General features: G+C 34.1%; 19 protein-coding genes. 4 read left to right on the top strand and 15 right to left on the bottom strand.

Annotated elements, in window-relative coordinates; genetic code table 11:
* Window positions 1-97: 97 nt before the first annotated feature.
* Window positions 98-970: an OmpA family protein gene (locus IEV50_RS09175; protein WP_188413322.1), complete on the bottom strand. Its 873-nt coding sequence runs from the start codon at window positions 968-970 to the stop codon at window positions 98-100.
* Window positions 971-1,204: 234 nt separating this feature from the next.
* Here IEV50_RS09175 and IEV50_RS09170 point away from each other — a divergent pair, with 234 nt between their 5' ends.
* The 3 genes from IEV50_RS09170 (at window position 1,205) to IEV50_RS09160 (ending at window position 3,003) form a co-directional block, all read left to right on the top strand.
* Window positions 1,205-1,594: a helix-turn-helix domain-containing protein gene (locus tag IEV50_RS09170; protein WP_188413320.1), complete on the top strand. Its 390-nt coding sequence runs from the start codon at window positions 1,205-1,207 to the stop codon at window positions 1,592-1,594.
* Between the two features lie 63 nt (window positions 1,595-1,657).
* Complete coding sequence (locus IEV50_RS09165) at window positions 1,658-2,383, top strand: SDR family NAD(P)-dependent oxidoreductase (protein WP_188413318.1); 726 nt, start codon at window positions 1,658-1,660, stop codon at window positions 2,381-2,383.
* Window positions 2,384-2,703: 320 nt separating this feature from the next.
* Complete coding sequence (locus tag IEV50_RS09160) at window positions 2,704-3,003, top strand: RNA recognition motif domain-containing protein (protein WP_188413310.1); 300 nt, start codon at window positions 2,704-2,706, stop codon at window positions 3,001-3,003.
* Between the two features lie 328 nt (window positions 3,004-3,331).
* On the opposite strand, the gene IEV50_RS09155 is transcribed toward IEV50_RS09160, so the two are convergent.
* The gene (locus IEV50_RS09155) at window positions 3,332-3,610 is read right to left on the bottom strand and encodes a hypothetical protein (protein WP_188413308.1); all 279 of its coding nucleotides are present in this window, start codon (window positions 3,608-3,610) and stop codon (window positions 3,332-3,334) included.
* A 94-nt stretch (window positions 3,611-3,704) separates the two neighbouring features.
* Window positions 3,705-4,475 (bottom strand): exodeoxyribonuclease III, encoded by a 771-nt coding sequence (gene xth / locus IEV50_RS09150; protein WP_188413306.1) that lies wholly within the window; start codon window positions 4,473-4,475, stop codon window positions 3,705-3,707.
* Window positions 4,476-4,696: 221 nt separating this feature from the next.
* On the opposite strand from xth, the gene IEV50_RS09145 reads away from it, so the two are divergent.
* A complete protein-coding gene (locus tag IEV50_RS09145) occupies window positions 4,697-7,303 on the top strand; it encodes a DUF7133 domain-containing protein (protein WP_188413304.1) in 2,607 nt (868 codons plus the stop codon).
* Between the two features lie 84 nt (window positions 7,304-7,387).
* Here the strand turns inward: IEV50_RS09145 and IEV50_RS09140 are convergent, their stop codons facing one another.
* The 12 genes from IEV50_RS09140 to IEV50_RS09085 all read right to left on the bottom strand — a co-directional run bounded on the left by IEV50_RS09140 (window position 7,388) and on the right by IEV50_RS09085 (window position 21,736).
* A complete protein-coding gene (locus tag IEV50_RS09140) occupies window positions 7,388-7,750 on the bottom strand; it encodes a response regulator transcription factor (protein ID WP_188413302.1) in 363 nt (120 codons plus the stop codon).
* 168 nt (window positions 7,751-7,918) lie between these two features.
* Window positions 7,919-8,410 (bottom strand): peptide-methionine (S)-S-oxide reductase MsrA, encoded by a 492-nt coding sequence (gene msrA, locus IEV50_RS09135; protein ID WP_188413300.1) that lies wholly within the window; start codon window positions 8,408-8,410, stop codon window positions 7,919-7,921.
* Between the two features lie 135 nt (window positions 8,411-8,545).
* Window positions 8,546-9,553, bottom strand: coding sequence for an FAD:protein FMN transferase (locus IEV50_RS09130; RefSeq protein ID WP_229746683.1), 1,008 nt, complete (start codon window positions 9,551-9,553; stop codon window positions 8,546-8,548).
* 31 nt (window positions 9,554-9,584) lie between these two features.
* Window positions 9,585-11,771 (bottom strand): PepSY domain-containing protein, encoded by a 2,187-nt coding sequence (locus tag IEV50_RS09125; RefSeq protein ID WP_188413298.1) that lies wholly within the window; start codon window positions 11,769-11,771, stop codon window positions 9,585-9,587.
* A 14-nt stretch (window positions 11,772-11,785) separates the two neighbouring features.
* Window positions 11,786-12,271: a DUF2271 domain-containing protein gene (locus IEV50_RS09120; RefSeq protein ID WP_188413296.1), complete on the bottom strand. Its 486-nt coding sequence runs from the start codon at window positions 12,269-12,271 to the stop codon at window positions 11,786-11,788.
* A gap of 4 nt (window positions 12,272-12,275) precedes the next feature.
* Window positions 12,276-13,778 carry an ankyrin repeat domain-containing protein gene (locus IEV50_RS09115; protein WP_188413294.1) on the bottom strand — a complete coding sequence of 501 codons (1,503 nt, stop codon included), beginning with the start codon at window positions 13,776-13,778 and terminating at the stop codon, window positions 12,276-12,278.
* A 282-nt stretch (window positions 13,779-14,060) separates the two neighbouring features.
* Window positions 14,061-14,963, bottom strand: a complete 903-nt coding sequence (locus tag IEV50_RS09110; RefSeq protein WP_188413292.1) for an AraC family transcriptional regulator — start codon at window positions 14,961-14,963, stop codon at window positions 14,061-14,063.
* Window positions 14,964-15,123: 160 nt separating this feature from the next.
* On the bottom strand, window positions 15,124-16,362 hold the full coding sequence (locus IEV50_RS09105) for an NAD(P)/FAD-dependent oxidoreductase (protein WP_188413290.1): 1,239 nt from the start codon (window positions 16,360-16,362) through the stop codon (window positions 15,124-15,126).
* A gap of 67 nt (window positions 16,363-16,429) precedes the next feature.
* On the bottom strand, window positions 16,430-17,431 hold the full coding sequence (locus IEV50_RS09100; protein WP_188413287.1) for a 4-hydroxyproline epimerase: 1,002 nt from the start codon (window positions 17,429-17,431) through the stop codon (window positions 16,430-16,432).
* Window positions 17,424-19,010, bottom strand: a complete 1,587-nt coding sequence (locus IEV50_RS09095) for an aldehyde dehydrogenase (NADP(+)) (RefSeq protein ID WP_188413285.1) — start codon at window positions 19,008-19,010, stop codon at window positions 17,424-17,426. The genes IEV50_RS09100 and IEV50_RS09095 overlap by 8 nt, the downstream gene beginning before the upstream one ends.
* Before the next feature lie 14 nt (window positions 19,011-19,024).
* A complete protein-coding gene (locus tag IEV50_RS09090) occupies window positions 19,025-19,942 on the bottom strand; it encodes a dihydrodipicolinate synthase family protein (protein WP_188413283.1) in 918 nt (305 codons plus the stop codon).
* A gap of 120 nt (window positions 19,943-20,062) precedes the next feature.
* Complete coding sequence (locus tag IEV50_RS09085; protein ID WP_188413281.1) at window positions 20,063-21,736, bottom strand: M1 family metallopeptidase; 1,674 nt, start codon at window positions 21,734-21,736, stop codon at window positions 20,063-20,065.
* Window positions 21,737-21,741: the final 5 nt, after the last annotated feature.

The raw sequence follows: 21,741 nt of genomic DNA, 5'->3' as shown, positions 1-21,741 counted from the left end.
TTTTTCTATGTATCAATTATTTTAACTTCGAGCCTAGAGGCTTAAACAAATAAAGCCCCAACAATGTCAGGGCTTTAATAATTATATTTATTTGAGACTATTGTTTTGGTGCTGTTGTTGGCTCAGGAGCCTTACCAATTAGTTCCATAAATTGATCTAATTTCGGTGTGATAATAATTTGCGTACGTCTGTTTTTAGTTTTACCAGCAGGCGTACTATTATCGGCAACAGGATTAAATTCACCTCTACCACCTGCAGTTAATCTTTTAGGGTCAACCGCATATTTTGTTTGTAATACCTGTACTACTGAAGATGCTCTTAAAGCACTTAAATCCCAATTATTTCTAATATTGGTTTGCGCTATAGGTACATTATCTGTATTGCCTTCAATTAACACATCATAAGTATCATAATCTTTAATAATTTTCGCGATTTTACTCAAGGTTTCTCCAGCTTTATCAGATACTTCATAACTTCCTGATTTATAAAGCATATTATCAGCCAATGAAATATATACTACACCTTTAAGTACCTGAACATCAACATCACCCAATTCTTCTTTACTAAGTGAACGAGTTAGGTTATTGGTTAACACCATATTAAGCGAATCGCTTTTGTTTTTTGCGTTTATTAACTGTTTAATGTATTTGTTAGAACTATTAATTTCATCAACTAATTTCGAAATATTAACATTTCCCTGATTACTAGAGCTTAAACATTTATTCAATGCATCTTGCAAGGCTGCTGTATTAGCTTTTTCTGAAGCAATTTGCTCTTCAAGACTTTTCACCCTGCTTGTTGCCCCTGTTAATTCTCTTTGGCTGTCTTGATATTTGTTACTAAGTTCTTGATTTCTTTCACGCAACTTATCAAATGTTGATTGCAATTCGGTATATTTTTTATTGCTAACACAACCTGAAATCAGTATAATTGACAGCAACATTATTGGGATTGATTTGTAAAGTTTCATACTTCTTATTTTAAGATTATAAATATTAAATAATCAAATACAACAACCGATCCCTTTTAAAGTTTTAATGTACGATTTAGACTTTATTAACTTTTAATCAATCAATTATAATTCTGTTTCGATAATTATTATACAGACTAAAATCAAATCATATTAAATAGATATTCATTATTATATTAGACAATAATTAAGTTGGTAGTAATTTTAAGAAAGCATAACGAATTTAATAAAACAATGGATTACAAAGAAAAAAACATCTCAAAAAGAAAAATTGACATTGCCAATCAGTTTTTGTCTGTACTTGACAAACACCTTACAGAACTAAAAACGGGTCAAGTTGAAAAATCACTTGAACTTAATGAAATTGCAGAACTATTATTTATTGTTCCGAATCATATGAGTGACACGGTAAGCGAGGTATTTGGCAAATCGCCATGTGAAATTTATGAGAATAAATTGGTAGAAATTTCAAAAGAGATGCTTGAAAATTCAACCAAGCCAATCAATGAAATTGCAAGAACATTAGATTATGACCCTTCTAATTTCACTAAATTCTTTAAACATTTTACAAGTATAACACCTTCTCATTATAGAAAATCAAAAACAGGAAACATCACCATTTAAACAGGATACATCACCATTTCCTTTGATAAGTTACATTCTACCTTTGTGTAAGATAATATAAAGATGAATATAGCAAAAAAAACAGCCTTAATTACAGGTGCAAATCAAGGACTTGGCTTTGAAACAGCCAAACAATTAGCCGAACTTGGCTATTACGTTTACATTGGATCCCGTAGTAAATCAAAAGGGAATTCAGCAATAGAAAAATTGAATGAATTAGGATTTAATAATGTTGAATTTATTGAGATAGATGTAACTAAAATCAGTTCGATAAAATCAGCAAAACATGTATTGGAAACTAAAACAGAAAAATTAGACCTATTAGTCAATAATGCAGGTATTGCAGGGGAACAACCACAAAACATGTCCACAGGTGACATTGGTAATTTGCGAAAAGTATTTGAAACTAATTTTTTTGGAGCAGTGCAAACGACACAGCAGTTTATTGACTTATTAAAAAAATCAAACGAGCCACGAATTATAAATGTTTCGAGCGGATTAGCTTCTCTAACCTATCATAGCAGTTCAACTGACTTTGCAATTTATGCAGCATATAGTTGCTCTAAAACTGCCTTGAATGCTTTTACTGTAATGCTAGCAAAAGAATTTTTAAACACAAATTTCAAAATAAATTGTGTTGAACCAGGCTATACATCAACCAATCTCAATAATTATCAAGGAACACAAAAAGTAGAGCAAGGAGTTGCAGTAATTATAAAATATGCAACAATAGACAATGATGGACCGACAGGGAAATTTTCTAGTAGAGATGGTGAACTTACTTGGTAAAAAACTACTACTAACAGCAGTTTTAAGAAAATGAGATTTTAAGGATTAATTTAAGGTTTAAACGCACGAAACGTTTAGGGTATAATACAATAAAATATATTTAGCAAACTATGGAAATTTTAAAAGGAATTTTTATGAGAAGTTAGCATGCGAGAAAAATTAAAAAGAAAAATTCAACTGAAATTTTTGTTTTTTTAAGCTAATTGGTATGTAAATCGTCTGTTTAACGAAATAATTAATTGATTTGACATAGTAGCTTGATTTATCTGTTCAAATAAATTAACTTGCACTATTTTAATACCTGAAAAGAAACCCTAATAATGACGAAGCTCTTTGTCGGCGGGCTTAGGCCCGACGTAAGTGAAATGGACTTGGCAATGCTAATTGGCCTTTATTGCAATATCGAAACAATTAAAGTTGTTAGAGACAGAGTTACTCATAAATGTAAGGGTTATGCTTTTGTGGAAACATTGAAAGTCGATGATGCTCAAAAAGTAATTTCATTTCTAAACGGAGAATCATTTAAAGGCAACACACTTACCATAAAAATATCAGTAGAAGAAGCACCTAAGCCTTCAAAATTTCCAAAAAAATACATTGCTAAGAAACCTGAAAGGTAGTTTGCGTTAAAATGATAAAAATAAAATAGCAAAATTTATTGCTGCATTTTTAATTTACTCCTAATTAGAATTTAAATTACTTTCCATGTATGAGTAAATTTACTTAGTATTACATTAATTAATTTTTGTAAATATGCATTTGTTAATTGTTTGTTAAATGCAGGGTAATTATTTATCCTGCATTTTTAATTCTCGAAATTTGGTTTATTATATACTGTTCAAAAATTTAAATATATATGCACGTTAAATTATATTTTAACACCCATAGGGAACCTCATAACTATCTCTTTTCACATACATTTTGTAGATAAATTTCAGTAACTAATTTCTATTTACTAAATGATGAATACCAGTTAATTGGATGAGAACGAAGATTCATTCCATCACTTTCAATATGATATAAAATTATTGGTATTGTAAAGTCTACAAAACGCTCAACTTTTCTAGAAAGTGAACCTAAAAAATCAATACTAGAAATACCTTCCTTTAAATGCACATAAATAACTGTTGTCGTTTTAAATTCAAATCTTTCGATTTTACCCGGCCACTCCGTCTTAATTTTATTTAGGAAAGCCGTAATTTTCTTTTCGTCTTTTAAGGTGTCCATAAGGTTTTAGATTTGATGCCTTAAATTAGTAATTTATTTTACGCCTCAACCAGCTGTAACAGATAGAATACAGAAATTTTACAGTACTGGTAACCTATTTAATCTCAATCCATACAGGACCATGATCGCTTGTTTTTTCCCAACCCCTAACATTGCGATCAACACCAGCGGCTTGAAGCCTGATTTCTAGTAGCGGACTTAGCAAAAAATGATCTATTCTAAGTCCAGCATCTCTTCCATAAGCATTTCTAAAGTAATCCCAAAATGTATAAATTCTTTCGTCAGGGTAAAGCTTACGAATTGCATCTGTCCAGCCCTGATCAATTAAATTATGAAAAGCCGTTCTAACTTCGGGACGAAACAAAGCATCATCAACCCACCTTTCAGGTTTATAAACATCTAACTCTGTTGGTATTACATTGTAATCACCACAAAGTACAACAGGCAAATTATATGCTAAAAGTTTTTCGGCATGAGCAGTCAATCTATCAAACCAATTAAGTTTATAATCTAATTTTGGTCCGGGAGCAGGATTTCCATTCGGCAAGTATAAACAACCGATAACAACATCATCAACCATAGCCTCTAAATATCTGCTTTGCAAATCTTCATCATCATCAGGCAATCCTCTTCTTAACTCTTTTATATCTCTATTTTTAGCAAGTATGGCTACACCGTTCCAACTTTTTTGCCCATGCCAAATTGCATTGTAACCTAAAGCCTGAATTGCTGCCAATGGGAATTTTTCATCTGGAGCCTTAAGTTCCTGCAAACAAGCTACATCTGGTTTAGTTTCTTCAAGCCAACGCAATAGCACAGGTAGCCTACCATTAACACCATTTACATTATAAGTAGCAATTTTCATAATTTTCAATTTAATTTATAGATGATAATGATAGAAAAATGGAAGCGTAAAGTAAAGATGAATTTTACACTTGTTTAATCAACAGTGTAATTTAAATTAAGTTCAATGCTTATATTAACTATCTAAACTAAATATGGATTAAATGGAACAATAATGTGGCATAAAATAATTTATATTTTTTTTAAATTTACGGAAAACGCTAAAATAGATACCTAAAAAAAATGATTAAGTTTTCGCTAAGCCTGACATATTGTATTATAATTTTTCTGGGGTTAAAAAGTTTAATTGGTAAACCAAAGTCTGGAAAAGTACCTCCGTCAGAAATAACAATAACACAGTTTGCAGGTCCTGAAATTACGCCAAGTCCAGCTTGTTTAGCTGTTGCTGCAACAGGCGAAGTATTTGTTGGAGTAGACATGATTGGTTCTTTAGGGAAAGATGCTGGTAAAGGCAGAGTTATAAAGCTAATTGACAAAAACAATGATGGTAAGATGGATAACCATACCGAATTTGCTGTTGTTGACAATCCTCGTGGAATTATTGTTCAAGGAGATAAAGTATTTGTACTCCACACTACTTTTTCAAAAGAAACAGGAAAAGCAACAGGAATGGATTTGGTTTTTTTTGAGGATAAAGATGGTGACGGAAAAGCAGATGGTCCTTCAAAGCCATTAATACAAAACGTTAGTAACGCGAAATATATTCGGGAGCGTGGAACAGACCATGCAACTAATGGTATAAGAATGGGTATTGATGGCTGGATTTATATTGCCGTAGGTGATTTTGGTTTTCATGATGCGATAGACAGATCAGGTAAAAAATTAACTATGCTTGGTGGTGGTATTTTAAGGGTAAGACCAGATGGAACTGAAATGGAAGTTTATACACATGGCACAAGAAACGTTTACGATTTAGCAATTGATCCTTACATGAATGTTTTTACCCGCGAAAACACCAATGACGGTGGTGGTTGGAATGTTCGTTTTTCTCATCATATTCAAACAGGAGAATATGGATATCCTGTATTATTTCAAAATTTTACTGATGAAATAATTCCTGCATTGGTTGATTTAGGTGGTGGCTCCGGCACGGGTGCATTATTTATGGATGAACCAAATTGGCCAGAAAAATACAATAAAGTACCAATGATGGCTGATTGGGGCAGAAGCATGCTTTACATTCATAGAGTTACGCCAGATGGCCCAACTTTTACTCAAAAAGATGAAGAATTTATTAAGCTTCCACAAATAACCGATTTGGATGTAGATGGCTCTGGCAGACTTTATCTTTCCGCCTGGGATGGTGCAGGTTATTCAGGCAGTCCTGGTAAAGGTTATATTGCTCGTGTTGTTCCAAACAACTGGACTTACAAAGCTTTTCCAAACCTAAAAAAAGCATCTATTAAAGCATTATCAGCAATGTTGGTTTCAAATAGCGGAGTGGGTAGGATAAATGCTTCACAGGAATTTTTAATCCGCAATAATAAACAAGCAATTTCTGCCACTTTAAAAATAGCATCCGATAAAAGCTTGCCTTTGTATGCACGAGTAGCTGGAATTTTTACCTATGCTCAACTATCAAAAGAAAATGGAATTTCTGAGCTAACAAAACTTACTAAAGATAATACCATTCGCGAATTTGCTTTAAAAGCGTTGGCAGATAGAAAAGGTTATTTTGAGCAAGTTTCATCTGAATCATTTTTAGCAGCGCTTAAAGATAGTTCACTTAGGGTTCAGGCTGCAGGCATTATCGGGCTAAATCGTCTTGGAAGAGCCGATGCAGTTTCTGCCCTACTTAAAACTAAGGTTCCTGCCTCTTTTGTAGAGCCAGTTAAAGACACTGAGGGACCACACGCCAAACCAAATTCCCCTATAATTTTGCCACATTTGGCTGTACAAGCATTGGTAAACCTCAAAGCTACAGACGCTTGTTTAGCTGCAGTAGGAGCCGAAAATTCTGATTTAGCGCTTTGGGCTTTGCGTTATATGCACAATAAAGAAGCTGTTAACGGATTGATTTCTAAATATGTATTATCAAAAGACGCAAAAACAAAAAAACAAATCCTAATAACTTTATCAAGACTTTATAAAAAAGAGGATGTGTACGATGCAACTTGGTGGTGGGGAACAAGACCGGATTCTCATGGACCGTATTTTAAAGCTGTTTTTTGGGAATCCTCTCCTATCATAGAAAAATTTATAATCGATGAATGGAAAAAATCCAATGTTCAGGAGAAACAGTTTTTCGTTGATTTGAACGCAAGAAATAGAATGGAGATTCCTGCTTTAGCTACAGAAGAAAAGATTGCCGCCATAGAAGAACCAAAAGTTGATTTGGAAAAAATCAAAAATCAAAAAGGTCAGGTAGGAAAATCATCTATTGAAGATGTTTTGTTAGCTATCGGAAAACTGCAAGGCGACCCCTTGAAGGGTAAAGGGATTTTTACTAAACAAGGCTGTATCACTTGCCATAGTTTAAGCAGAACAGAAAAAATGAAAGGACCTTTTATGGGCCAAATTGGTTCGATAATGAATCGGGAACAAATTGCTGAATCTATATTAAAACCTGATGCATCCATTTCTCAAGGATTTGCCTCGGTAATGATTACAGCAAAAGGTGATAAGGCTTACATGGGCTTTATTACTGAAGAAACAGCTGCGAAAGTGGTTTTACGAAACATTGTAGGCGAGGTATTTACAATTAAAGCAAGCGAAATAATATTAAGAAAAGAAATGGAAAATTCTATGATGCCTGCGGGACTTGCTAACTCTTTGTCTTATGAAGAATTAGCTTCGCTTGTTACATTTTTATCTCAACAGAAACAATAGTTTAATAAAACTATAAGATTATTTAGTTCCAGAAATTTTTTAAAAAATTAAAATCAGTTATTAGAAACGGATGTAAGTTTTATATTAAGCATTCGCGTATACACCAATTTTTGATAGAAGATTTGCTATATCAAATGGTTTTGGAATAAAATCTTCGGCTTTACAGGCTTTTTGTATATCAACTTTTTTATAATTGGCACTCATCATCATTACCGGTATTCCTTTTGTAGCACAATCAGCCTTAAGTAAGTTGCAAACATCAAGTCCGTTCCCATCAGGAAGCATTACATCGAGCAAGAAAACATCTGGCTTTGGTTTCTTTTCTCTATTGATAAAATCCTTAACATTAGCATAAACCGAAACCTCATAATGCTCTTCTTCTAATATAAAGCTAATAATTTCTCTTATATCATCATTATCTTCCAACACACATATTCTCTTGCTCATTTGTATTTTTTTTACTCTTCCTGTCCCACTACTTGAGTAAACAACCAAACAGCACTTAATTTGTTTTTTAAATTTCAGAAATAAATAATTGACGAGCAAAGGATTACCAATAGAAAAAAAAAGCCAATGAAATTTCATCGGCGTGATATGCATAAATATTTATTACAATTAACTCATTTTCCAGTCAGGTCTTTCGAAATGACAAGTATATCCATAAGGATTTTTCTGCAAATAATCCTGATGTTCTTCTTCTGCACTCCAAAAATCTGTTTCGGGAACAACTTCTGTTACAATTTTACCTGGCCATTTCTCCGAGGCTTCCATATCTGCAATTAGCGTTTTAGCAGTTGCATGTTGTGCTTCATCAATATAAAAAATTGCAGACCGATAAGATGTTCCAACATCATTCCCTTGTCTGTTTCGAGTTGTCGGGTCGTGAATTTGAAAAAAATATTCTAAAAGTGAACGATAAGATAATATTTCAGGATTAAAAACTATTTCAATTCCTTCTGCATGCGCTCCATGATTTCTATAAGTTGCATTTGGAACGTCACCTCCTGTATATCCTACCACAGTTGATATTATACCAGGCATTTGGCGAATAAGTTCCTCTACACCCCAAAAACAACCGCCAGCAAGTATGGCTCTTTCAGTATTCATATATTTCTTTTTGATAAAGGTACAACGAGGATAGATTAATTCCTGTCATAATGATTTCCTTTATAACAAAAACAGAGTCTAAAAGTTGATGATTTTTTTTACAAAAACTAAATAGCCAAACTTATTTTAGGTAATTTAATTATTTGGGGATATTTTAGATAGCTGCATTTTAGAAAATATCGGATCGTTTGAATAAACAATATTTCCGCTATCTGTAATCATTAAATAACTGTAAGCCGGGTATTTTTTCAGAAATTCTTTCCCTGCCTCCATTCCTAAAACCATAGTAGATGTGCTTAAACCATTTGCTATTTCTGCGCTTGGCCCTAATACAGTGACACTGATAAGTCCTGTTGAAGGATATCCTGTCGCAGGATTAATGATATGGGAATACCTTTTGCCATCAAATTCTACAAATTTCCTGTAACTTCCAGAAGTAACAATTGCTTTATTTTTCAAAGGTATAACTACTAAAACAGCATCTTCCTTAACCGGATTTGTTATACCAACGATCCAATCTTTACCATTTGGTTGTATACCCCAGGTACTCATATCACCTGATGCATTAACAATGCCAGCTTTAATTCCTTTAGCAAGCATCATTTCTCGGCATTTGTCTGCTGCATAGCCTTCTCCTAAAGCACCAAAACCGATTTTCATTCCCTTTAATTTGAGAAAAATTGTTGATTTTTCTTTATCCAAAATAATGTTTGAAAAACCTACAAGTGATACCGATTTTTTTATGGATTCGGCCGATGGCATTTCTATCATGGATCCATCAAACTTCCAAATTCTATCCAATGCGGCAAAACTAATGTCGAAAGCACCCTTTGTAGCTTCTGATAATTTAATTGCTCTTTCTGTTAATTCAAGTACTTCTAAATCAACTTTTACAGGCTTAATTCCTGCGTTCTGATTAACCCTTGAAACCTGTGATTCTGGTTTCCAATCGGAGATAAGATTTTCTATTCTTGATATTTCTGCGATTACGGTATCAATATTTTTTTCTGCGGTAACTTTATTCTTTGCAACAATGGTAATATCAAATCTTCCACCCATCAGCAAAGTGGTTCTTTTTCTTAAAACCTGCGATTTTAAATTAAGCGATAATAAAGTTAGAACGATAAGAAAAATATTTTTCATGTATAAAAATTAGGAAAATCCGAAGACCTTTTTAATAACAATCCATCAGAATCTGATTTCTGGATTGGTAAAAAGACAAAGGTTTATCAGTTTTCTTTAAGCAGATTTTATCTAAAATTAGCAAAATATCTTTTTGCATTGAGAGCGATCCACAAATCATGATTACAGCTTTATTGAGCAAGGCTTCAGCAATTAACTCTGAATCTAACTCAATTAAATGGCTAACATATTGCTTTTTGCCTTCTCTCGAATAGGCAACATTTAAGTTGGTAAGTTTTGATTGGTTGAGCTTAGTATTTAAATATTCAGTAAATGGTTCAAAAGAAGAAGATTTTTTAAAACCACAATATAAATGAAATGGTTTTTTACTTTTATTTTCGTCAATCATTCCTAAGAAAGGTGCAATTCCTGTACCGTTAGAAATCATAATAACTTTTGATGCCTTTGCCGGTAAATTAAAGTGCTCATTTTTTACTATTCTGGCCTGAAATTTATCATTTGCTTTTAACTGATTTAAAAAACCAGAACCTAACCCATTATCATGAAGTTTTACACTTAGCTGGATAGTTTTATCTACGACACCTATAGAATAAAGTCGTTCTCGGTGATCATTAGCAGGATAAATCGACAATAAATCTCCAGATTTAGCTTTCGTCCTTAAACCACCTTTTATATTAACCAGAATAGTATCGCCAGAGCCTTGATTAGATTTTACAGTAAATGCACTTAGTGCTTTTTGTTCATCATCAACCGAACTAGAAAATCTACTAAAAGGAATATCGGTTTTTAGCGACCAAGATTCTTGCCACAATATTAAATCTTGCGGAGATCTATCATTAACTGTATGAATATCAATTAATGGCTGTGCCCAACTCTTTGCAGAAAGTAAATTATGGACATTGAAGGCGAATTGACAAAAATCTGGATAAAATTTTGATCCAAAGCCCAAAACAGAATAATTTAAAGATTCCTTTTGTGGCGTTGATTCAACCAAAGAGATAAATTTATTTGCATTTTCTGGTGCTTCACCTTCTCCATAAGTTGAGGTAAAAATAAGCAATTGTTCTGCATTTGGAAAAACAGAATAATTATTCATCGAGGTTAGATAGGCCTTTTTACCAAGTTTTAACAGTAATTTATGAACTGATGCAGCGTAGCGATGGGTTGAGCCATTTTCTGAACCAACCAGCAAAATAAAAGTACAATCATCTTTATGATGTTTATTCTTCGATCGCTTAGATATCCTTTTTAAAGTGATGGCAAAGCCTGAATAAATAAAAAAGAGTATACTTAATGAAGATATCCCTAAAATGAGTGCCCAAATTACACTTACTCTTCCGGTATGTATTTTCATACTCATATCAGCGACAAGTACGGAGAAAGGGTATTTACTTTCTGCTAAAATAGCACCGGTTATTTGGTTAACCGCAATTTCCCTATCATTAAGTGTAAGAATGAAATAATCTTCTACATCCTCAGAAAAAGGAAATTCTATTGTTTTAATGTCAGAATAGTGAATGTTTTTAAAAACCTCGAAATCTTTTATATTCTTTTCCGGAACTGATTTAATTTTATCAAAGTCTACATCTAAACCTATTTTTAAAGATTTTATTATCCCTAATGTATTTAAGGATAATAAAGTACCACTTGCTGCAATTAGCAGAAGAAAAATAAGAGATAATCTGCCGACTACAGTATGGTAATATTGAGTTGATTTATCGTTAGGGATTTTAGCTAAAAAACGTTTTATTCCACGCTGTCGTTTTATGATTAGCATGATGCCAGAAATAGCAATAAGCATCATTAAAAAAGCGGTTACTCCAATAAAAACTCTACCTAATTCATGCAAAAACAATGATCTGTGAAGCGTAGTTACCCATTGAAAAAATTCATTTTTATTACCGGGTTTGCCAAGCATTTTCCCCGATTTAGGATTAATGTATGCTTTTAAAGCATTATCGTTTTCATCAGTTCCTTCAATTAGAACGAACTGTCCATTCTCGACAGAAATTTTGGTAATGTCTGGGTATTTCTTTTGGAGTGCAGGAATAGATTCTGCAAGATTTATTTCATCAAGGTTATCTGCCGCGTAAGGTTTTACCTTTTCAATAACTGGTTCAAGTGAAAGAATTGTTCCAGTAATTGAAGCGAGTATAAGAAAAAGAAAAGAAGATACAGCTAATGCTAAATGGCTGTATCTCCAAAAAGTATTTGTCATTATCCTAAATAAAATTAATTAGGACTAAAGCGTACATACCTTATAAATCCTGTGCCATCACTTTTTGTAGCAAGTGCTTCAGTAGTTAGTGGAATTTCAAGGTCTTTAACATTATACTTCTGATCCTCAACTGCACTCTCGAAACGCAATTTATAACCAGTGTTAATTTTAGCTTTATCAATTTCAATTACAGATACGCCACGATCGCCACCCGTTAAAGAGGCACCAGTAATTGCACTAATGTTTGTAGACTTTTTAGAATTGAACTTGTGCCACTCTTTTAAGCTATTATACCATTTTTTATCTGAACCAAGCACGTAAAGCGTCTTTTCATACTGTCCTTTACCATCAATTAATGAAATAACAATATAAGCGCCCTCGCCCATATAATTCGTCATTTGTATCATACATTTGTATTTAGCAGCTTGGGCTGATGCCTGATTTGGTTTTAAAAACGCCAGAGATAATATTAGCAGGGAAATTTTTAAGATATTGTTCATTATTTTATTTTAAGAAGCTTAGTGAAATATTAGCTTTTGAAAGTGACTCGTTTTCACTCGCCAAATCAAAAGCACTTTCATCGAAATTTGTTTTAGATTCTTTTTTAGCACCAATTGACAGCAAATATTTTAGCATTGAATCATCTTTAGAAATCATAGCTGCTTTATGCAAAGCGGTAATTCCATCTTTATTTTTCGCATTAACATCTATTGAAAGATCTTGAAAACGCTTTACAAGAGCAATATCTCCTTTTGCTACAGCCAAATGATATAATGTATTTCCGTTTTGTTGAGGTGTTGCAATATTGAAACTCTTAGCTTGCAAAATTTTAATTTTTTGTTCAAAATCCTGTGCTTTGCTAGGAGAACCTGGAGCCTGACGGCCACCTTCAGGAGCGTAGGACTGAATCAAATAATAAGCAAGGTTATTGCCATCTTTATCAACTGAATTTAAATTTGCCCCATTTTCAATCAGCAAACTAACAATCGATGGAGAATTACTAGTTACAGCTATTGCCAATACTGTTAATCCTTTAGCATTAGTTTGATTAATACTTTTAACTTTTGGTAATAATATTGCATAAACAGATGTATCACGATTAGACATTGCCGCATTCATTAAAACCGTATTTCCATCAGCATCTGCTTGATTAACATCAACACCTTCTGCAATGAAATGCTTTATTAATTCATTTTGACCAGGACGACGAACGATTGCATGTAGAACATTGCTGCCATCTTTACTAATAATGGTAGGTTTTATTTTCAGACTTTCTAAATATTGGAATACTTCAATTGGTGCAGGTCCTCTACGAGAACCCTCTGCAGCCATTAAAATAGCACTATTATCCACTGGAACACCTTTAATAATGAGTGCTTTTAGTACTTCGATATTTCCCGTTCTGGCTGCATAGCCGAAAGCATTATGCCCTTCAGCGTCTGTACTATTTAAACTTAATCCTTTAGCAACAAAGTAATCAGTAAGCTTAAAATCTTTATCATTTCCTATCGCCACTAATAATGCATTTGCGCCGTAACTGTTTAAATCAGTCTTTAAATTAGCTCCATGCGAAAGAAAGAGATCGTATATTTTAGTATTTTGTTGTGCTGCTGATGCTGCAAATATTAGTGGGCTTGTGCCGTGACTATCTTTAACCGTTACATCAGAACCTTTGGAAATTAGATAATCAACAATTTCGCTATTTCCTCTACTGGCTGCCCAATGAAGATAAATACGACCATCATGTGTTAATTTATTTACATCATTTCCAGGTTGAGCAAGCAAAAATTTAATAGTTTCGTTAGGAGCCTCGGCATTAATCGCCAAAACTACCGGATCAAAACTGGATGGATTGAATTGAGCAGGATTTGCTCCTTTTTCAATTTCAGCTTTAACAGTATTTACATCTGGTTTCCCTTGCCAGAAAGATGATTCTAGAAGACTATTTTTTTGCGCTTGAACCGAAATCGACCATAATAACGCAATAGCTAATAATAGTTTATTCATTTTTTTACTTATAATGATGAGATTATTTTGAGATAGTATTGATTTAATACTCCAAAATTAATAAGAATTAGTCTAAATAAGAACTGTTTAAAGCTTTTTATTTAAAAAAAATTAAGAATAATGAAAAACAAATAAAATTTGATTGTTAAATAGCAAAACCATTAGCATAATTGCTAATGGTTTTTGATTTATTTTTAAGATTTACAACCTTATAGAATACTTCATCCAGCAAAGAGAAATTATTTATGGCTGAGATGCTTTATGAACAAAAAACAATTCATACTAAGCTCCTGTATAAATCACCTTACTAACATTATTATAAGTATCTATATAAGCTCTGGGCGATTGACCAATAATACTTTTAAAAACGCGATTGAAATTAGTAATGCTGTTAAAACCTGCTTTATAAGCTACTCCAGAAATACAATCAGCTTTTTTTCCTGAAATAAGACTTTTGCATGCATCATTTATTCTAACCTCATTTAGGAAAGACACAAAAGTATGGCCGGTATGCTTTTTAAAATACCTACAAAAAGCTTGTGGTGTCATAAATGCAGCATTGGCAACATCTTCCAAAGAAATTTGACTATTGTAATTTTCCGTAATAAAGTTAATTATTTTACTCAACCTCATTCCTTCATTTTCAGATACATTTGAAGAATACATATCCGAACAAAGGGGTATCACACTATCATTTAAATCGTGTAAACTATTAATAAGTTTAAGAAAATTGAACAATACATCAGAACCCAATGCTTTATGAACATCGAACATTTTTTTAATAATTTCTTTTGTAAAAGGTTCTGGAATTTTGAAGCCATGCTTATTCTTTTGAAGAAACGAACTTGCTATTTTCATTTCAGGTAACCCAAACAATGCGCTTAAAGTACCATTAGAATTAAAGTAAACCGAACAAGCCTTAGCTGTTTTTTCCTTATCGTTAGAAAAGTATTCTGGATTACTTTTGAAAAGATGCGGTAATTTTGCGCCAATAACAAAAACATCACCAGACCTAAATGGATGCATGTCATTACCGGCAATTAATGTTCCTTCTCCTCTTTCAACGAAAGTAATTTGCCATTCATCGTGTCTGTGCAGATATTGATAAAAGAATGGAAATTCAATATGTTCTGATATAACGCTTTTGTCATCGGAGACAAGCATCGTAAACGGTAATACTTTCATGTAACTTAATGATTATAGGATTTCAATCTAAATATATTAAAATTACCCCATAAACAATATTAAAACTAAAATAAGGTTAAAATATGGTTAATATTCGATAATTTCTTGCCTTACAATCAATTATATTGTTACAAAACAACAAAATTATTACAACCTACTATTAACGTAGTTTAAAAGAATCTATACCAATTTCTGTTTTGATTTCACTCATGATTTGACTTACTAGCAGTCCGGTTGCTGGCCCTAAACTCAAACCCATCATACCATGTCCGGTTGCTACAATTAAATTTTTCTTTTCTGTACTTCTCCCAATGTAAGGTAAACCATCGGGTGAAGAAGGACGGAAACCATACCAGATTTTATTTTCAGCAGGCATATCAGGTTTTAAATCGGGGAAATATTTCGGAACAGCTTCAACAATACCTTTAACCCTTTGCATATTTATTCGTGTGTTAATTTTATCAAGCTCCATTGTACCACCGTACCTGATGCTTCCGCTCATTGGTGTTATTGCAACTCTGGCCTCGCACAAAAGAGCTGGAATCGTAACTCGGTTTTTTGGTTCAGGTTCCATAAAAGAATAACCTTTACCAGGCATTAAAGAAATATTAAGGTTAATCATTTTTGCGACAGCAGGAGACCAGGAACCCGTTGCAAGTACATACTCATCCGCTTCCCAAACATCATCTCCTGTAAAAACTTTTGTGATTCGATTTCCATCAGATTCAATTTTGTCAACTTCCTTACCACGTTGTATTTTTATACCATTTTGCTCTAAGTAATAAAGTAAATCACGCATCAACTTTCCAGGATATAGATGTGCATCGCAACGATAATGAACTGCACCCAAAATATCCAATTCCAGCTCAGGCTGCAAAGCTTTACATTCCGCAGCATTTAAAACAGCCATTTCTAAACCTAATTCAACGGCTCGTTCAGCTAAATGTGCTTCTTCCTCTCCTGCTTTCTGTGTTTTATAAAAAGCTAGAATTCCGTTACTTGTTAACTCAAAATTAAAACCCGGCTCTTTTGCTAAATCTTCGTAAAGCTTTTTGCTGAGTAGAGATAAATCACGAAGTGGTTCAGCCGATTCATTGACATGTTTTTTGGTAGCATGCTTCACAAATTTCAAACCCCAGTTTACAAGGTTAAGATTTAAACTTGGGTGAACATAAAAAGGACTTTTACTATTGAACATCCAGCGAATGCCTTGACTAATCATTCCGGGTGCTGCCAAAGGCACAAAATGACTTGGTACTATCATTCCTGCATTTCCGAAAGAACAATTGTCAATCAGTTCGCCTTTATCCAGTATTGTAACTTGAAATCCTTTTTTATGAAGATAATAAGCCGAGCTTAAGCCCACAATGCCACCACCAATAATTAAAACCTTCGCCATTTTTTTTGCTGTTAAAGATTTGACTCAAAATAATTACAAATCTTATTTTTAATAAATCACTTACATATTAAATAACCTGAAAACCGTGTGCATAAGGGTCGTCTTCTGCATCAATTTTTATTGTATTGTAGCCAAAAACTTTTGCCCAGCCCTCTACACTTGGAATTATCGCTTTATAACCCTTCAATTCTACTTCTTCTTCTACGCGACCTGTGAACTTGCTACCAATAAAGCTTTCATGGATAAAATCTTCACCCATTTTTAGTTTTCCTTTTGCATACCACTGCGCCATCCTTGCAGAAGTTCCTGTGCCGCAAGGTGATCTATCTATTGCTTTATCACCATAAAAAACAGCATTTCTTGCAGTAGAAGCTTGATCTAACGTTTTGCCTGTCCAAAGTATATGGCTACAGCCATTAATTGTTTCATCAAGCGGATGAACAAAAGTGTATTGCTCATTAATTCGCTTTCTAATGGTTTGGCTCCATGTAATCAATTGCGATGCGGTATAGTTTTCCAATCCAGGAAAATTTTTCTGAGGATCAACTATGGCATAAAAATTTCCACCATAAGCAACATCAAAAGTAAGTAAGCCCAAATCTGGACATTCAACTTGCAGGTTTTCTGCAGCCAGATACGAGGCAACATTTTTTAATTTAACAGATTTAACTTTTTTCCCTTCCTGTTTATATTCAATCAGAACCAAGCCAGCTGGTGCTTCCATTCTAATTATACCTGGTATTTTGGGCTGAATAAGTCCTTCTTCAATAGCGATGGTAATTGTACCTATTGTACCATGACCGCACATTGGTAAACAACCACTAGTTTCGATAAACAAAACGGCAATATCATTATTTGGATCGTGTGGCGGATAAAGAATACTTCCCGACATCATATCGTGACCGCGAGGTTCAAACATTAATCCCGTTCTAACCCAATCAAATTCTTTTAAAAAATGCTGGCGTTTCTCGCTCATGTTCGAACCAATCAATTGGGGGCCGCCACCTGCAACCAATCTTACAGGATTGCCGCAGGTATGTGCATCTACACAGAAAAAAGTTTTACTCATCTGCTTTGGTTAATTTCTGATTAACAGTTCTGAAAATATTTAGAGGATTGCCATCTTTTAGTTCATCAGGCAATAAATCCTGTTGCCAATCTTGATAAGCTAACGGACGAACAAAACGATAAACTGCAGTTGAACCTACTGAAGTAAAACGGCTATCATTTGTGGCAGGAAATGGACCTCCGTGTTGCATTGCTGTGCAAACTTCAACGCCTGTTGGTACACCGTTTAAAATTATCCTACCCGTTTTATCAGTTAACTTATTAATTAATGATTTGTAATCTTTAAGCTCCTCTTTTTCAGCCATCAGCGTTGCAGTGAGTTGGCCATCCAATACCGAAATTACTGCTTCAAGTTCAGCTAAATCTTTTGCAATAACTAATAACGAATATGGGCCGAAAACTTCCTCGCTAAATTTTGGATTACGAATAAAATCTGATGCACTAATTTCTGCAACTAATGCCTGAGATTGATTTTCCAGTTCTTTATTTCGCAGATTGGAAATACCAATAACGGAAATTTCTTCCTCGTTTATTATCTCCGCTGCCTGTTTATGATAATTAACGGCGATTCCCGCGGTTAGCATTGTTGCTGATGGAATTGATGTAATTGCTTCAGATAATGTTTGTTTAAACGTTACGAGTGCCGGAGACTCAATAGCCAACATTAAACCCGGGTTTGTACAAAATTGGCCTGCGCCTAAAGTTATCGAAGCAGCATACTTTTTCGCCAGTTCTTCGGCTTGATTTTCTAATGCTTGTGGTAAAAAAATAATCGGATTAATACTACCCATTTCGGCAAAAACAGGAATGGGATTTTCTCTCTGTTCGGCAAGTTTTATTAAAGCCATACCACCTTTAAATGAGCCTGTAAAAGTCACTGCTTTTGTTAAAGGATGTTTAACCAATGAGGAACCAATTTCATAACCGTCATCATAAAGCATAGAGAAAACACCTTTCGGCATACCTGTTTTTTCAACAGCTTTAATAATTGCTGCACCAACCAAGGCACTTGTTCCGTAATGTGCAGGATGTGCTTTTACGATAACAGGACAACCAGATGCAAGCGCTGAAGCAGTATCACCACCACCTACAGAAAATGCCAAAGGAAAGTTACTTGCACCAAAAACAACAACAGGCCCTATGGGAATCATCATTCTTCTAATATCTGATTTCGGCAAAGGTTGCCTTTCGGGTTGCGCAGTTTCAATTATTGCATTAACCCATGAACCTTCTGCTATCAAATTTGCGAATAAACGTAATTGCCCGGTTGTTCGACCAACTTCTCCCTGTAAACGAGGCAAAGGCAAACCACTTTCTAATGAAGCTCTTTTTACCAAATTATCTGTTATGGCGGTAATTTCATCAGCGATCGTATTTAAAAAGAAAGCTTTTAATTCCTTATTTATACTTCTGTAAAGCTGAAATGCCTCAGTAGCTGAAATTAATGCCTCATTTATTAAACTTTCGTTTGCTTTAAAAAACTCGCCTTCAATTGTTAATCCTGTTGAAGGATTTATAGCATTAAAGCTTTTTTCGTTTGCAGTTACAAATGTTGCTGCAACAATATTTTTTCCGTTCATATTTATTTTTCGAACTATTTCCCCCAACTACCAGCAGGTAATTCAGGACGATTGGCCAACGCATCATTAATAATTTTTAATACTTTTTCACGCTCTGCACCTTGAATAGCTAAACGAGGTGCACGAACTGCTTCGGTTCCTAAACCTGTTGCAACTTCTGCAAGTTTAATATATTGTACTAGTTTTGGATGAATATCTAATTCAAGAACCGGTAAAAACCAACGATAAATTTTTAAAGCTTCGGCAATTCTATTCTCTTTGATTAACCTAAAAATTGCTACAGTTTCTTTAGGAAAAGCATCAACCAAACCGGCAACCCAGCCATGTGCACCCATTACAATGCTTTCCATTGCAAGCGGATCTACACCTGTAAAAATTTTAAATCGATCTCCGAACCGATTAATTAAACGAGTTACATTAGAAACATCTCTGGTTGATTCTTTAATTGCCTGGATGTTGTTGTATTTCGTTAATACCTCAAACATATCTAGCGTTACTTCAACTTTGTAATCTACCGGATTGTTATAAATCATGATCGGTAAATCTGTGCTTTCAGCAATTGCACCAAAAAATGCTAAGGTTTCATCAGCGGCAGCATTATAACGCATTGGTGGTAATAACATTAATCCGTTAGCTCCTAAAGACTTGGCTTTTTTAGCAACTTCAATAGCCTTTTTTGTAGTAGATTCTGCAATATTTAATAGAACAGGAACTCTACCATTTACAATTGTTAATGTGTGTGATAACAAACTGAATTTTTCTTCATCAGTTAATACGCTGGCTTCGCCAAGTGAACCACCTAAAATTATACCTTGAGCACCAGCTTCAAGCTGAGCTTCGATATTGATATCAAAAGTTTCAAAATCTAATTCATCATTTGCTGTAAATTTAGTGGTAACAGCAGGAAAAACACCAGTCCAATTTATATTCATTATTTTAATTTTATTTGATTATCAGATTTTATTTATTACTTCAAAGTTAACCTAACTATATACCTGAGTGTTGTTAGATTTTAACCGATATATACTAAAAATACGCCAATTTACTTCGTACTATTTTGTATTTTTAACCTGTACATAATACATAAATTCTACGGCTCGTTTTGTAAACATTTCCTGCTGACCTGCAGACAATTTTACTTCCTGCCAATTTTCAGTTGGGATGATTTTAAGTGTTTTAACCCCATCCTTTTTTAATAATAGCGGCAAATTAAAACCCTTAACACAATCAGTATAACGATAAAATGCCTTTCCATTTTTGAGGTAATATTCAAATGATGGAATTTGAATGGTGCGTAAATACTGTTCGAAAACTTTGTTGTAATTAAATCCGGCTTGCTTGGAAAGATAATCCTCAATCTGTTTTGTGGTTACGGTTTGATGGTAAAAAGTTTTGTTTAATCCACGCAAAATTGCTCTAAAAAGTTTATCATTATTAAGACCGTGGCGAATGGCGTGCAGCATATTTCCAGCTTTTGGGTACATGTCTCCACTGCCTTGGGCATTTACACCATAAGGCGGAATAATCGGGCTATCATTTCTGATGCCTTTTCTAATTCCGAAATTGTATTCATTACCTGCTTTATTACCAAAAATATAATCAACGAAAAGCGTTTCGCTGTAATTTGTAAAACCCTCATGCACCCACATATCAGCCAAATCATTACTGGTTATGTTATTTCCAAACCATTCGTGACCACTTTCATGTATAATAATGAAATCCCATTTCAAGCCCCACCCATCGCCAGACATATCTCTTCCACGGTAGCCGAATTTATACCAATTTCCGTATGACACCGCTGATTGATGTTCCATACCGGTGTGCGAAGCATCAATAAGCTGGTAGCCATCTTTGTAAAAAGGATATGGACCGAACCAATACTCGAAACTCTTCATCATTTTATGAACCTGATCCGGCATGTAGGTTTTAGCCTTTGGTAAATTGTAGTCTAGTACCCAGTAATTCAAATCAAGTGTACCTTTTTCACCTGCATATTTCTCTTTAAAGTTTACATATTTTCCAACGTAAGGAATGATACAATAATTGCTAATCGGGTTTACGACATTATACTTATAAGTCGCTGTTCCATCATTATTGTTTTTCTTAAAAACCAGGCGACCATTACCGACAGCAACTAAAGTATCAGGAACGGTCATGGTTAAAGAAGCCCCCAGATTTGGCTCATCGCTCTGATGATCTTTGTTCGGATACCAGATTGAAGCGCCCAAACCCTGACAAGCAACGGTCATCCATGGGCGGCCTAGCGAATCGGCCGTAAAAATAAAGCCTCCATCCCATGGCGCACGTTTTGCCTGATGAACTTTTCCATGATAAAAAATATTAACATTATTTGTTGCCGATAGCTTTTGAGCCGGAACATTAGCATACCAAACACTCCCTACATGTTCAAATTTTAATTTCAATTTACCATTATAAAAAATGCTATCAATAATTAATGGTTCCTGCAAATCGATTTGCATACGGGTTTTGCCATCGTTCGAACCAACAACTTTATACACAATCTGATTAGAACCCGTTATACTTTTATCATTATAATCAGGCTTTACAGCAAGTTCGTAACGCTGCACATCCCACCAGGTACGTTCTGGCGTTAGTGTACCTCGTAAGGTATCTGCTAAAGTGTAAACCCTGGTTGTTTGTGCAGAAACTGCATTGCTAAAAAATACGAAAAGAAAAAGTGCTGATGCACGGATTAAAATTTTCATGTTAG

Source organism: Pedobacter mendelii, from assembly GCF_014635725.1.
GTDB classification, from domain to species: domain Bacteria; phylum Bacteroidota; class Bacteroidia; order Sphingobacteriales; family Sphingobacteriaceae; genus Pedobacter; species Pedobacter mendelii.
The sequence above is the reverse complement of the archived record's forward strand: the minus strand, read 5'-3'. Positions and strand labels throughout refer to the sequence as shown.